The following is a 13,721-nucleotide window of genomic DNA, read 5'->3' as shown; positions in this document are numbered from 1 at the left end:
AAAGAGCTACTACTGTTCAAGAGTTATTTTGAAGCGAATACCTCACATTTTTCAAACGATTGCCAATAGGACGGCAGTCAAATAATTACCTTCAGGAAAAGCAGGCAGTGTAGGATGACAACTTGCAGGGCCGAAGATACCGAGAACACGCGCATTTTTACCAACCGCTGCAGCTTGACTGGTTACTAATGCAGAAAACTCCTCTGTCGATAATGCTGAAGAGCAATTACAAGTCAACAGCAATGTCCCTGAACGCATGGCTTTGAATACTTCACGATGTAAAAATCGGTAATAATTTTTTGCTCGCTGCAAATGTTGTTGCGAAGGAACTAATTTGGGTGGATCAAGGATAACTACATCATAATCGCCAGCACATCCCAAGTAATCCCGAGCATCTGCTTCGATGAAATCAATTGTTTTAATATGGTTTAGTTCAGCGTTTTGTCTGGCTTGTAAAATTGCTTGCCCTGAGCTATCTATCGCAGTGACTTTGCTGGCCCCTGCTTTTGCGGCATGAAGTGCAAATCCACCTGTGTAACAATAAAGATCGAGAACTCTTTTTCCCTTGGACAAAGCAGCGATACGCTTATGATTGTCACGTTGATCAAGAAATAAGCCTGTTTTTTGCGCTTGAGAGAAATCGATCTGATAAATGACGCCTTCTTCTAATACCTGGGTATTAGAAGACGTTGTTTCTTCACTCGTCTGTTTCCAACCATCTTGAGCAAGTGGTTTGGTTTGTGCCAACCAAATAACTTCGCCAGGTAATTGTTCACTGATGCACTTTGAAATAATCTCTTTATTGGCTTCGACCCAATAGGCTGAACTGGCTACTACCGTCATTTGGTTGAAGCGGTCAATCGTGAGCCCCGACAATCCATCGGCTTCACTGTTTAATAAACGATAAGCATTAGTATGTTCATTGGGAAGATTTAATTGTTTTCGAATGGCTAACGCCTGCGCTAATCGGTATTTAATGATTGAGGTTAATGACGTGGTGTCTATTTTTTCCCCATTTAAGGCTAATACTCGAACCCGATACAGTGAATGCTCATTATAAACCCCCGCCCCTAATAGCTCTCCTTCTGCACTAAACACATCGACTAATTGGCCGGTAATCAATTTGCCATTTGTTTTGGCAATAGCTTTTGGAAAAATCCAGGGATGTCCTCTTTTTATAGCGTTTTGCTTTGCTTTATTTAAATAAATCGCACTCGTCATAAACTATTTCCCAAATGCTAAAAGTCGGCTAATCTACACTACTGTCCTTCGAAGCTGCAAGGTGATTTCGGAATGTTTAAGAATTTTATAAAGTTATCCACTACTAGTCTATTAGCTTTTTGCTGTTTTTCCTCCAGTTTGACTTGGGCTGGCGGTCCATGGTTTACAGGCCCCTTATTAGCCCCAGCAGGTCATACGATTCCCCGTGGACACACTAACCTTGAGGTTTATGGTTTCTATACTGATAACGAAGGCATATATACACGACACTGGAAACTTATTCATACACCTCGCAGTGAAAGTATTGTGGGTAACCCCATCTTTAGCCATGGTTTAACTGACAAGCTGGATATCCAATATGGTATTCCCTATGTTTACAATAAAAACCAAGGAGCGAGTGCTCAAGGCCTGGGAGACACTTCTGTCGCCTTAGGCTATCAATTGCTTGAACAAAAAGGTTCATCCTGGAGACCTGATTTACGCGTGACAGTACAAGAAATTATTCCTACCGGAAAATTTGAAACTTTAAACCCATTAAATAACGGTGCAGATGCAACCGGTTTGGGTAGTTATCAAACAGGTATTGCTTTTAATTTTCAACACTTACGACAAATTGGCGAAACACATTATCTACGTACACGCTTAAGTTTAAACTATCTTCATGCCTACGATGTTGATATTGAAGGGGCGAGCAGTTTTGGTGGAACAACTCAAACGCTGGGGACGATTAATCCTGGCTCATTGTTCACTGCTGATTTGGCTGCTGAATTTACGCTAACCCAAAACTGGGTTGCTGTCATGGAAGGTTATTATGCATCTCGTGCCGCGACCAGATTCAGAGGTTTTATCGGTAATGATGCACAAGGAAATCCTGCGAGTATTGGCCACGGAGATATCGAAGAAATAACCTTGTCTCCTGCTATTGAATACAATTTTTCGCCCAATATTGGCATCATCGCAGGCCCCTGGTTTACAGTATCAGGCCGAGAGACCACAAAATTTATTTCTTATGTTGCAGCGATAAACGCTTATTGGTAAATGATAATCACTGTCCTCGGCCTTCTATTGCCGAGGATTTGAGTTTCCTAAATTGCTTTGTATCAGCAACAATAGTTTAGTTTTGTAGAAAAAAAACATACGTTATGTTTAACTAACACAATGTATAGATTGCTTTTGAGTTTCTCCTATGAAACCAATAAATTTAGAAGTCTATCTGAAACAAATCAAAGTAAATCAAAAAGCGTTGTCAACTTTATCTGCAACAGAGAAGCGGGCCTACCTATGGGAGGTCTACTCCTGCCACATTATGCGATATCCTTACACTAATTTTGAATTAAGAAAAATCGCCAGCCAACATCCCATTCAACGACGACCATTATCTTTTTTTAGCTATGAAAATTTATTATCTCCAAAACAGGGGGGGTATTGTTTTCAATCTGCTGCTTTGCTTGCAGATGCTTTATCGCAATTAGGCTATGAGGTTTCCTTTTGTGAAGCCCGAATCCTTTTAGGAGCAGAAGTTAATGCCAAGGAGATATTAGAACTACCTCCCACACATTTGGTTTTAGTTGTCACCATTGAAAACAAAAAATTTCTTTTAGACCCTGGTTTAGGATCATCTGCTCCAAGATATCCCATTCTTATAACAGGTTCTGATGAGATTATTCAGCAAGATGGCGATCAATTTAAACTTCATTTCACTCAAAATTTATACATTCTCGAACGAAAATCAAGCCAAGGTTGGTTTCGATTAACCCAATCTGATTTAGTACCACTAGATCAAAAGAAGGCTCAATTTAACTTGCTTAAGCTAGCTTTTCATCCAAATGACATTCCCATTCGTGATTTAAAAACTGTTGTAGGAATAATTACTAAAAGTGGTCGTAAATCATTAATTTGGGATATTCATTCGAATGAACTTAAATATACTGAACAAGACGGTGATAAACACCAACAAGAAATATTAAGTAGCTTCGAGGAAGGATATAATAAACTCGTTAAAGAATTTAACATTCACCATATTTCAGCAGAAATGCTAGAAGTCTGTTGCTCGAAAATACATCAACCATCACCTATTGAACCCTGGACAGTTGATTTTCCTCTTGATGAATCTGAGTTGGAACGAATGGAATTGAATTTAAGCGTTTAGCTCTGAGTAAATTTAGCTGGATGCCTCGGACAAGCCGAGGCAGGTAGGCTATTGAGCCTCAAACTAGCCAATGGAAACTTATTGCATTTCGTTTTGGATTCCTTCGCGTTGCTCGCAAAGACAGCTAATAACTTACTCATTCTACCTTCACGTATCTTTGTGGCTCCCCGTACCCTTGTATCTCCTCACACCCTTAATTCCTGCTCACTCCTGTGCCTCCTCACAGCCCTAGGCCCCCTCCCTTATGCCCCTCCCTTATGCCCCTCCCTTATGCCCCTCCCTTATGCCCCTCCCTTATGCTCCTCCCTTGTGTCTCCTCCCTTATGTCTCCTCCCTTATGTCTCCTCACTTGTGTCTTCTCCGTTGTGTCCCCTTCCTTGTGTCCCCTTCCTTGTGTCTCCTCCCTTATGTCTCCTCCCTTATGTCTCCTCACTTGTGTCTTCTCCGTTGTGTCCCCTTCCTTGTGTCCCCTTCCTTGTGTCTCCTTCCTTATGTCTCCTTCCTTATGTCTCCTTCCTTGTGTCTCCTTCCTTGTGTCTCCTTCCTTGTGTCTCCTTCCTTGTGTCTCCTTCCTTGTGTCTCCTTCCTTGTGTCTCCTTCCTTGTGTCTCCTTCCTTGTGTCTCCTTCCTTGTGTCTCCTTCCTTGTGTCTCCTTCCTTGTGTCTCCTTCCTTGTGTCTCCTTCCTTGTGTCTCCTTCCTTGTGTCTCCTTCCTTGTGTCTCCTTCCTTGTGTCTCCTTCCTTGTGTCTCCTTCCTTGTGTCTCCTTCCTTGTGTCTCCTTCCTTGTGTCTCCTTTCTTGTGTCCTCACACCTTGCGTCTCCTCACGTCTTGCGTCTTGCATCTCCTCACGTCTTGCGTCTCCCATGGCCTACCTGCCTCGGCTTGTCCGAGGCATCCAGAAAGTGCTTCATCAACTGCAAAAATTTTACTCATAGACCACCTGCATTTCCCCAAATAATCCCCTAACAATTGGTAATTTTAAGAATCGCTCCATCTTCAGAAACATGCTAGCATCAGCATTTTTAGAATGAGGAAGTAGCATGTGGTTTAATAATGTACTTGTTTACCAGTATGAATTTAAAGACTCCGTGGATTTGACAGCAGCATTAGCAGAAGACACGCTAAAACCTTGTCCTGCACATGCCCGATTTATTTATGGCTGGTTACCCGCCTATAAGGATGAACTTATTCAAGAGGTGGCTGGTTGCTCTCTTATCTGTCTAGGAAAAGAGGAAAGAATTCTACCTCGCGGTGTTATTAAACGCTTACTGGCAGAGCGTATACAAGCACTAGAAACGCAACAGCAACGCACCATTAAACGGGCTGAACGTTCACAGCTTGCTGAAGACTTGGAGTTTGAATTATTACCCAAATCATTTTGCGTACAAAAACAATTATTCGCTTTATTAGATACAACGACCAATCGTTTAATTGTAAATACCGCCAGCAATAATCAAGCGGCCCAACTCACTTCACTGTTGAGAAAATCAGTCCCTGGTATACATATTGAACCTCTGGCATCCCAGGAAAATTTAGCCATGCGCTTTGCGCAGTGGATTAGCGATCCTGCTCTTTTACCCCCGAATTTTCAGTTAGCCTCTGATTGTTTATTGTTTTCTCTGGATGATGAAAAAAAACGGGTAAATTGCAAAGGCTACGAATTACCTGCAGAAGAAATTTTAACGTTGCTCTCTCAAGGATTAGCAGCTGCTGAAATCTCATTAATTTGGAATGAACGCATTCAATTTACTTTGACGCATGATTTAACCTTCAAAAGGCTAAAAAGTCTTGATTATTTGATTGATGAATTTGAAGAAATACATCAGTTAGAGGAAGAGTATCAACAACGAGATGCAGCATTGACATTATTAAATGGTGAACTCAAAGCTTTAATTAATGAAGTGTTGTCTGGATTAAATATGCCCGTTCCAGAAAAAACCACGCAAGAAAAAACAATATCAGAAGAAGAAGCCTGCCCAGTTTAATGGGCAAGCTTCTTTTTGCTTAAGCTACAATGTTTGGAGGCTGCTTATGGTAAGTTGCCATGTAAACTGCCAATGCATCATCAGCAGCTTTCTTAAGTCCAAGCGCTTTATTTGAATAATAAATTATTGCTAAAGCCTCTTGTGCATTGGGAGCTTGCGGATAGTTTTTAACTAAATAACTTGCACGCTCAGCCGCCGCAACATACATTTTTCGCTTGTAGTAGTATTTAGAAGTATTCAACTCACGCTGAGCAAACATATTTCTTAAATAAATCATACGCTGCAATGCATTTGCCTTGTAATGACTATCGGGGAATTTTTGCACCAAGGTCGCAAAATCTGAATAAGCCTGAGTTTGAGTACCAGGATCCCGCCAAGACTCATCCACAGGTAATTTATTAGAGAATGCGCCACGGGGCTGTTGGAAATTCGCAAGTCCTTTCATGTAATAAGCATAATCAACACTTTTAGAGCGAGGATAAAGATGAATGAAACGCTCTGCAGTAGCAGCCGCAGACGGGAAATCATCTTTTTTATAGTAAGCATAAATCAAATCCAATTGCGCTTTTTCAGCATAATCGCTAAAAGGATACATTGATTCCATTGCTTCAAGACGTTTTGTTGCACTTTCATACTGCCCTTTAGCAATTGCTTTATCCGCCTCAGTCAATAATTGTTTGGCTGTCATTCCCTGGTAGGGATTATAATCATCATCGTCTTTCTTCCACCATTTTGAACAGGCGGTTAAAGATAATAATAAACTAATGAGAAGCAGCGCTTGAATTCGTTTCATATAAACACCTATAGTCATGAACGCTATCGTTGAGCCTTCATCAATCTCATGTTTTACCTTAATAGTTACTGCCAAACTTCTGAACCACTGATGGCATGTAAACCAATCAAGAATTACATCATTTTTAATTGAGAACAGCTTAATTGTAAACGGGCACATTATACCCATCCTTCATGATTTTGCGAACTTAAAACAATAAAATGATTATTAAAAGATTAATTTAAAAATTATTTGCATTGCAGACACGGTTGATATATATTTCGCCCTATCGGAGAGGTGGCTGAGCGGTCGAAAGCGGCGGTCTTGAAAACCGTTGAAGGGCAACCTTCCCAGGGTTCGAATCCCTGCCTCTCCGCCAAGTCTAAAGCCCTTGTCTTTCATATTTCTTCAATCTTAAACACTTGTTTATAATAAAAGTGATTTCCTTTTTAATAGGTACTACAGCAAAAAATCGCAATCTCAAAAAAAATAAAGAAAATAATTCAGATTGAGGAATTAGATAAGGCTTCTGGTGGTCTTTATGAACCCGATCCGAGTAAGCAGATAAAAAAATAAGTCGAGCTTATTGATAATTGGTCTAGTTTTTACAACCTCTTTACTGCATGCCTTATTCCCCCTTTTTATACCTTGTTTATTCGCAGTATCCAATATTTGAGAGAGAAGATTTGTGCTTGATTCACTATCTTTCTGGATGTCTCGGACAAGCCGAGTCACTTAGGCATGAGATGAATTCGTGAGCATGAGATAAACTCGTAAACGTGGGTAATGAGTGATTTATAACTTGTATTTGCGAGCAGTGCGAAGCAATTCAAAATGATCTTCAAATAAGCTTACATCTCCAGTCCAATTCGCTTATATCCTACGTACTTCGGCTTGTCCGAAGCATCCAGTGAATGTTCAAAGCCAATCCTATGCTAATGACTTATCCAGAAAAATTTACTCCTGTTGCAGTTTCTGGATGCCTCGGACAAGCCGAGACACTTAGGCATGAGATGGGTTCGTGAACATGAGATAAACTCGTAAACGTGGGTAATAAGTGATTTATAACTTGTCTTTGCGAGCAGTGCGAAGCAATTCAAAATGATCTTCAAATAAGCTTACATCTCCAGTCCAATTCGCTTATATCCTACGTGCTTCGGCTTGTCCGAAGCATCCAGTGAATGTTCAAAGCCAATCCTATGCTAATGACTTATCCAGAAAAATTTACTCCTGTGCAGTTTCTGGATGCCTCGGACAAGCCGAGGCACGTAGGCATGAGATAACACGCGAGCATGAGATTGGCTCACGAGCATGAGATAACACGCGAGCATGAGATTGTCACACGAGCATGAAGATAGGCTCGTAAGGGTGGTGTAATTAGTGATTTATACTTGTCACACAATCTCTTTAACCACTTTATCAATGGCCATCAAGCTTTCCAGCAAAGGCTTCATTTTATCGAGTGGCCAACTATTTGGGCCATCACTTAATGCCTCATCAGGATTAGGATGTGTCTCCATAAAAATGCCAGAAATGCCTGCAGCAACAGCTGCTCTTGCCAGGACAGGAACAAACTCTCTTTGTCCTCCAGAAACCCCGTTATTTCCACCTGGCAACTGCACGGAATGAGTCGCATCATAAACTACAGGACAATTTGTATCGCGCATTATTTGCAAAGAGCGCATATCGGATACTAAATTGTTATAGCCGAAGCTCACCCCTCTTTCACAGACCATGATCTGATCATTACCACTGGCTTTTGCCTTAGCAACAACATGTTTCATTTCCCAGGGTGAAAGAAATTGTCCCTTTTTAATGTTGACTGGTTTATTCATTGCAGACACTTTTTGAATAAAATTAGTCTGACGGCATAAAAAAGCGGGGGTTTGTAACACATCAACAACACTGGCTACTTCAAACAGAGGTGTGTCTTCATGCACATCGGTTAATACCGGCACGCCAATCTGTTCTTTCACCTTTTCTAAAATCATCAAACCTTTTTCAAAACCTGGACCTCGATAACTGTTGAGTGATGAGCGGTTTGCCTTATCAAAAGAAGATTTATAGATAAAAGGCAACTTCAATTGAGCACACAATTCTTTAAGATAGCCTGCCGTCTCTAGAGCCAGTGACTCACTTTCAATGACACAGGGGCCTGCTATTAAAAACAAAGGAGCTGAGATTCCTACTTCAAAACCACATAACTTCATACTGTCTCCTTTTGTTGATGATTTTTACGCGCTGCAAGTACGAATTGCTCAAATAATGGGTGTCCATCACGTGGGGTTGACGTGAATTCAGGATGAAATTGGCAAGCAACAAACCATGGATGATCTTCAAGTTCAATCATCTCAACTAGACTACCATCTGCTGAATGCCCTGAGATAACCAGCCCATGTTGCACTAAAGAATCTACGAACTGATTATTAACTTCATAACGATGCCGGTGTCGCTCAATAATTTGCGGTCTTTTATACACTTTATAAGCCAGAGAGTTTGTATCTAAATGACAAGATTGTGCACCTAAGCGCATTGTGCCGCCTAAATCCGAATTTTCATCACGTAGATTAATTTTACCGTCTGCTTCCATCCACTCACTGATAAGACCAATGACGGGATAAGGTGTAGTTTTATCAAATTCAGTCGAATTAGCACCTTTAAGTCCCGCTACATTTCGCGCAAACTCAATCACAGCTGTTTGCATACCTAAACAAATACCAAGGAAAGGAACTTTCTGCTCACGAGCATGTTGTATGGCTTGAATTTTACCTTCAATACCCCGCTCGCCAAACCCGCCAGGAATTAATAGTGCATCCACTGTAGAGAGAATTTCCACGCCATGTTTTTCGATAAGCTCAGCATCTATATATACAATTTCAACTTTCGTCTGTGTATGAATACCCGCATGAATTAACGCTTCGTTGATAGATTTGTAAGCGTCATTCAATTCTGTGTACTTACCTACCATACCTACCTTTACAGTCATTGTCTGAATTTTTTGGTCAGCAACTACCTTCTGCCATTCAGTCAAATCTGCAGGTCTTACATCTAAACCTAACTTCTTAACAACGATTTCATCCAAACCTTGTTCATGCAGAATCATTGGAATTTGATAAATACTTTCTGCGTCTTGTAAGGAAATAACTCCTTCTTTTTCAACGTTTGTGAACAAAGCAATCTTCGCTCTATCATTCATAGACAGTGGCTTTTCCGAACGACAAATTAAAACATCGGGTTGTATACCGATTGATCGTAATTCTTTTACAGAGTGTTGCGTAGGCTTTGTCTTGGTTTCTCCTGATGTTGGAATATAAGGGACTAACGTTAAATGAATAAACAAAGCCCGCTGTGCACCTAATTCAATACGCATCTGCCGAATAGCTTCCAGGAAAGGAAGAGACTCAATATCTCCAACAGTGCCACCGATCTCAATCATTGCAACATCAAAATTATCAGCGCCTTGTTTAATGGAGCGTTTAATTTCATTGGTAATATGAGGAATAACTTGTACAGTTCCTCCGAGATAATCGCCACGGCGCTCTTTTTTGATAACCGTTTCATAGATTTTTCCGGAGGTAAAATTATTACGTTTCGTCATTGTAGTACGCACAAAACGCTCATAATGACCTAAGTCGAGATCAGTTTCTGCACCATCCTGGGTTACAAAGACTTCGCCATGTTGAAAAGGGCTCATTGTTCCTGGATCAACATTAATATAAGGATCGAGTTTAATTAAAGTAACGCTTAAACCACGTGCTTCAAGAATCGCTGCGAGAGAGGCAGAGGCTATACCCTTCCCAAGAGAAGAAACTACCCCACCGGTGATGAAAATATAATTTGTCATGATGACCCCGTTCGGAATGCTACACACCCATAAAAGGCGGAACAATAATTTTGCATATAAACGGGGTTTTATTTTAACAAAAGACGAGCAGAATTAATATATTATTTCCATAAAGATTTAGTTTTTTATTTATATTGTGCAAATTTACACCAATAGAACATCCAGTTTTCATTCTATTCTTCGATCACAATTTATAAAGTTGCTCTAATTGTTGCCTTATTTGATACATTTCAATAGCACAATCAGCAGCATCACGTCCCTTATGCCCATGACTACCACCGAGTCTATCCCAAGCTTGTTCTTCATTTTCGGTAGTTAGTATGCCAAAAATAACAGGAATATTATGATCAAGAGCAACGCGCTGACAGCCATTGCTAACTTGCTCACACACATAATCATAATGACTGGTATCGCCTCTGATTACAGCGCCTTGAGCAATAATAACTTTAACGTCTCCACTTAAAGCCACTTGCTTGACAATTAGAGGGATCTCAACAGCCCCTGGAACCTCAATTACTGTAATATCCTGAGACGTAAACCCACGTTCTTTTAAACGCTCAATTGCTCCTTTTTGCAATTCTTGTGTCACAGCGTCATTAAAACGACTTACTACAATGGCAATAGGAAACGAATGTACAACTTCATTGGGACTAACTTTAATGTGCTTCATTGCTTACCTCTAATCAATAGCTAACAAATGTCCTAACTTCTGCTTTTTTGTTTTCAGATACGCACTGTTTTCACTGGTAGGATGTACTGTTAATGGAACACGCTCAGTGATTGTGATCCCATATTTTTCAATGGACTCTACTTTTTTGGGATTATTCGTTAATAATCGAGCTGCTTCTACCCCAAAGTGCTTTAAAATTTGAAAAGCTACAGCATACTCACGGCTATCTGCTGGAAAGCCAAGTTTAATGTTTGCCTCGACAGTATCATAACCTTGTTCCTGTAGAGCGTAAGCTTTTAATTTATTCGCAAGCCCAATACCACGTCCTTCTTGACGCATATAAATCAAGATACCCCCTTCTTTTGCTATTAAGTGCAGAGACTGTTTTAACTGTGCACCACAGTCACATTTGCAGGAGCCAAAAACATCCCCAGTGATACATTCAGAATGAATACGCACTAAAGGGACTTGATTTGGGATTTTAGGCGCTTTAACTAAAGCGAAGTGTTCACATTTATCAAGTGAATTTTCAAAGGCAGTCATTGAAAAATCGCCATAATCATTTAGAGGCAATCTGGTTGTTGCAATCCCTTCAACTAATTTTTCATGACGAATGCGATACTCAATTAGGTCTTTTATCGTAACCATAGGAATATCATGTTCTTTTGAAAAACGTGCTAAATCATCGCGGCGACTCATCGTACCATCGTCATTAATGATTTCACAGATAACAGCAGCAGGAGTAAGGCCCGCAAGAATAGCTAAATCGACACTCCCTTCTGTTTGTCCTGCTCTCTCCAGAACCCCACGCGGCTTGGCACATAATGGGAATACATGTCCTGGAGAAATTAAATCCTGAGGATTCGATGTGGGATCAATGGCAACTCGAATAGTGTGGGCTCTGTCTTTCGCTGAAATGCCTGTTGAAACACCATGTGCTGCTTCAATTGAAACAGTAAACGCTGTGCCATAAGGGGAGCGATTATTAGTTGCCATAGAAGGCAACTGTAATTTACTGATGAGAGCTTGCGCCATTGGTAAGCAAATAAGCCCTCGTCCAAATCGGGCCATGAAATTAATGGCTTCTGGTGTGACATGCTCAGCCGCGATTACCAGATCACCTTCATTTTCCCGGTTTTCATCATCCATCAAAATGATCATGCGACCGTCTTTTAATGTTTCAATTGCCTGCTCAATGGTTGCGAAAGGACTTGTCATACTTCAACCTCTTTTTTCAATTGCCCCGCAATCTTGAGCTGGTGTGCTACGATCCGAGTCAAATAATCAAATTCTACATTTAATCGCTGCCCAGTTTTTAATTGGCCAAACGTTGTTTTTGCTAGCGTATGAGGTACTAGCATCAGCTCGATGCCATCTTCTACAACAGTATTAATGGTAAGACTAACACCATCTAACGTGATGCTGCCCTTGGGCAAAAGGTACATGCTAGCACAAACTGCAAAATCCCCTATTGTTATTTTTAGAAACTCACCGATTGGTTCTATTGTTTTCAGAGCAGCCGTTGTATCAACATGACCACTGACATAATGGCCTCCAAAACGAGCAGAAGCCGACATAGCACGCTCCAGATTAACCCAATCTCCCACCTGTAATTGCTCCAAAGTCGTTAGGGCCAATGTTTCTGGAGACACATCAAAAGCCAGATAAGCTTCTTCTTGCTCAGGTATTAGAGTTAAACACACACCATTTACCGCAATACTCTCCCCAATCTGCAAATTTGCAAAAGAAGATTTAATAAGAAGGCGATTTGCCACTTCATTTTGTATGTTGGCGATAACTTCACCACATTCTTCAATTAATCCTGTGAACATGAATTCTCCTGCCAATCAAGACATGCGATGACATTGTCAGCCTTCACCTGCCATGAAACAGTTCTCTCTTTGGTGAATATAGCACCATGAAATGCCGACGTAGTATTTTCACCTAATACAGTTGGAACAAGATATAAATAAGTTCTTTGCACTAAATTTTCTTGATGAAGCGCTGAAAATAAAATCCCTCCTGCTTCGACCCACACATCATGAAAACCTAATTGGCCAAGATGACTTAGCACACTAGACAAATCAAGCTGTTCATTTTTAGCAGGTATTGCGTGGTAGCTACAATTTTGCAGAGGCTCTTTTACAGAGTAATGTTCGTGATAATAAATATGACAATGTTTTGCAGTTTTAAAGACGTTTTCTTTACCTGTAAGTCTTAAGTGGCTATCAAGAACGGCCACTGTTTTGCTAATCACTTGATGGTTTAAACGTACGTTAAGCAGCGGATTATCATTAAGAATCGTGTTTGCTGTCGTAAGAATTATATCGGAGTATAAACGTTTTTGATGAGTAAATTCACTACAGCACGCATTGGATAGTTGGCAACGAGCACCATTTACCCCTGCAATCTTGCCATCGAGTGATTGTGCAATTTTTGCGGTAACCCATGGCTTCTTTGTTGCTGTCCAGTAACAATAGCTTTGGTAAAAATGATGGACTTCCTCTAGCGGGAAATGGATCACTTTAATACCTGCTTTCTGTAAAAGTTCTGGTGTATTGTTGGCAGCTACCACAGGATTAGGGTCAGCAAACGCATACACGACCTGCGAAATCTTGTGGTGAATAATGGCAGCAACACAGGGAGGCGTTCTACCCCAGTGATTACAGGGTTCTAAAGTCACATAGAGTGTGACATCACTTAAACCCTTTGGTATTTGCTCCAATACTAACTGTTCCGCATGAGGGTTTCCAGCCCCCGGATGCCAAGCACGGGCGATAATCTCCCCGTTGTGCACTGCAACTGCACCAACGCTTGGGTTTGGCGCACAAGTACCCCGTCCGAGCCAGGCTTGTTCGAGGGCAGCCAGCATAAAGTAGTTGTGCATAGTAAAATCAATAATTAAAAATCAGGTTATGTTAACAAATTATTCAATTTTTGAGTAGTCCAAGATTGTAATGTCTTTCACATTTACGTTCTTTAATTAGCAAGTCTAATTAAGGATTGCTGAACCTTGTTGTTTCTATGATATACTAACCAATCATTGTGTATTAAAGTATCAATACCAAGCGCCTTTTTA

Annotated in this window: 12 protein-coding genes and 1 tRNA gene; 4 read left to right on the top strand and 9 right to left on the bottom strand. The window is 40.7% G+C overall.

Features of this window, described 5'->3' with window-relative positions; all coding sequences use genetic code 11:
* Positions 1-51: 51 nt before the first annotated feature.
* Positions 52-1,221 carry a class I SAM-dependent rRNA methyltransferase gene (locus tag LHA_RS06450; protein ID WP_045105814.1) on the bottom strand — a complete coding sequence of 390 codons (1,170 nt, stop codon included), beginning with the start codon at positions 1,219-1,221 and terminating at the stop codon, positions 52-54.
* A 72-nt stretch (positions 1,222-1,293) separates the two neighbouring features.
* On the opposite strand from LHA_RS06450, the gene LHA_RS06445 reads away from it, so the two are divergent.
* Both LHA_RS06445 and LHA_RS06440 read left to right on the top strand, forming a co-directional pair.
* On the top strand, positions 1,294-2,259 hold the full coding sequence (locus LHA_RS06445; RefSeq protein WP_052673617.1) for a transporter family protein: 966 nt from the start codon (positions 1,294-1,296) through the stop codon (positions 2,257-2,259).
* A gap of 148 nt (positions 2,260-2,407) precedes the next feature.
* Complete coding sequence (locus tag LHA_RS06440) at positions 2,408-3,370, top strand: arylamine N-acetyltransferase (RefSeq protein ID WP_045105813.1); 963 nt, start codon at positions 2,408-2,410, stop codon at positions 3,368-3,370.
* Between the two features lie 503 nt (positions 3,371-3,873).
* On the opposite strand, the gene LHA_RS06435 is transcribed toward LHA_RS06440, so the two are convergent.
* On the bottom strand, positions 3,874-4,236 hold the full coding sequence (locus LHA_RS06435; RefSeq protein ID WP_045105812.1) for a hypothetical protein: 363 nt from the start codon (positions 4,234-4,236) through the stop codon (positions 3,874-3,876).
* A 175-nt stretch (positions 4,237-4,411) separates the two neighbouring features.
* On the opposite strand from LHA_RS06435, the gene LHA_RS06430 reads away from it, so the two are divergent.
* The gene (locus LHA_RS06430; RefSeq protein WP_045105811.1) at positions 4,412-5,356 is read left to right on the top strand and encodes a recombination-associated protein RdgC; all 945 of its coding nucleotides are present in this window, start codon (positions 4,412-4,414) and stop codon (positions 5,354-5,356) included.
* A gap of 19 nt (positions 5,357-5,375) precedes the next feature.
* Here the strand turns inward: LHA_RS06430 and LHA_RS06425 are convergent, their stop codons facing one another.
* A complete protein-coding gene (locus tag LHA_RS06425) occupies positions 5,376-6,149 on the bottom strand; it encodes an outer membrane protein assembly factor BamD (RefSeq protein ID WP_045107432.1) in 774 nt (257 codons plus the stop codon).
* Positions 6,150-6,419: 270 nt separating this feature from the next.
* Here LHA_RS06425 and LHA_RS06420 point away from each other — a divergent pair.
* Positions 6,420-6,507: transfer RNA gene (locus tag LHA_RS06420), tRNA-Ser, on the top strand.
* A gap of 1,015 nt (positions 6,508-7,522) precedes the next feature.
* On the opposite strand, the gene kdsA is transcribed toward LHA_RS06420, so the two are convergent.
* The 6 genes from kdsA to ribD all read right to left on the bottom strand — a co-directional run bounded on the left by kdsA (position 7,523) and on the right by ribD (position 13,529).
* Positions 7,523-8,338 (bottom strand): 3-deoxy-8-phosphooctulonate synthase, encoded by an 816-nt coding sequence (gene kdsA / locus LHA_RS06415; RefSeq protein WP_045105810.1) that lies wholly within the window; start codon positions 8,336-8,338, stop codon positions 7,523-7,525.
* A complete protein-coding gene (locus tag LHA_RS06410; protein ID WP_045105809.1) occupies positions 8,335-9,972 on the bottom strand; it encodes a CTP synthase in 1,638 nt (545 codons plus the stop codon). The genes kdsA and LHA_RS06410 overlap by 4 nt, the downstream gene beginning before the upstream one ends.
* A 184-nt stretch (positions 9,973-10,156) precedes the next feature.
* Positions 10,157-10,642: a 6,7-dimethyl-8-ribityllumazine synthase gene (gene ribH, locus LHA_RS06405; RefSeq protein WP_045105808.1), complete on the bottom strand. Its 486-nt coding sequence runs from the start codon at positions 10,640-10,642 to the stop codon at positions 10,157-10,159.
* A 9-nt stretch (positions 10,643-10,651) separates the two neighbouring features.
* On the bottom strand, positions 10,652-11,860 hold the full coding sequence (locus LHA_RS06400) for a bifunctional 3,4-dihydroxy-2-butanone-4-phosphate synthase/GTP cyclohydrolase II (RefSeq protein ID WP_045105807.1): 1,209 nt from the start codon (positions 11,858-11,860) through the stop codon (positions 10,652-10,654).
* On the bottom strand, positions 11,857-12,474 hold the full coding sequence (locus LHA_RS06395; RefSeq protein ID WP_045105806.1) for a riboflavin synthase: 618 nt from the start codon (positions 12,472-12,474) through the stop codon (positions 11,857-11,859). Before LHA_RS06395 ends, LHA_RS06400 begins: the two co-directional genes overlap by 4 nt.
* Complete coding sequence (gene ribD / locus LHA_RS06390; RefSeq protein WP_045105805.1) at positions 12,459-13,529, bottom strand: bifunctional diaminohydroxyphosphoribosylaminopyrimidine deaminase/5-amino-6-(5-phosphoribosylamino)uracil reductase RibD; 1,071 nt, start codon at positions 13,527-13,529, stop codon at positions 12,459-12,461. Before ribD ends, LHA_RS06395 begins: the two co-directional genes overlap by 16 nt.
* Positions 13,530-13,721: the final 192 nt, after the last annotated feature.

It is taken from the genome of Legionella hackeliae, from assembly GCF_000953655.1.
In the GTDB taxonomy this organism is placed as follows: domain Bacteria; phylum Pseudomonadota; class Gammaproteobacteria; order Legionellales; family Legionellaceae; genus Tatlockia; species Tatlockia hackeliae.
The sequence above is the reverse complement of the archived record's forward strand: the minus strand, read 5'-3'. Positions and strand labels throughout refer to the sequence as shown.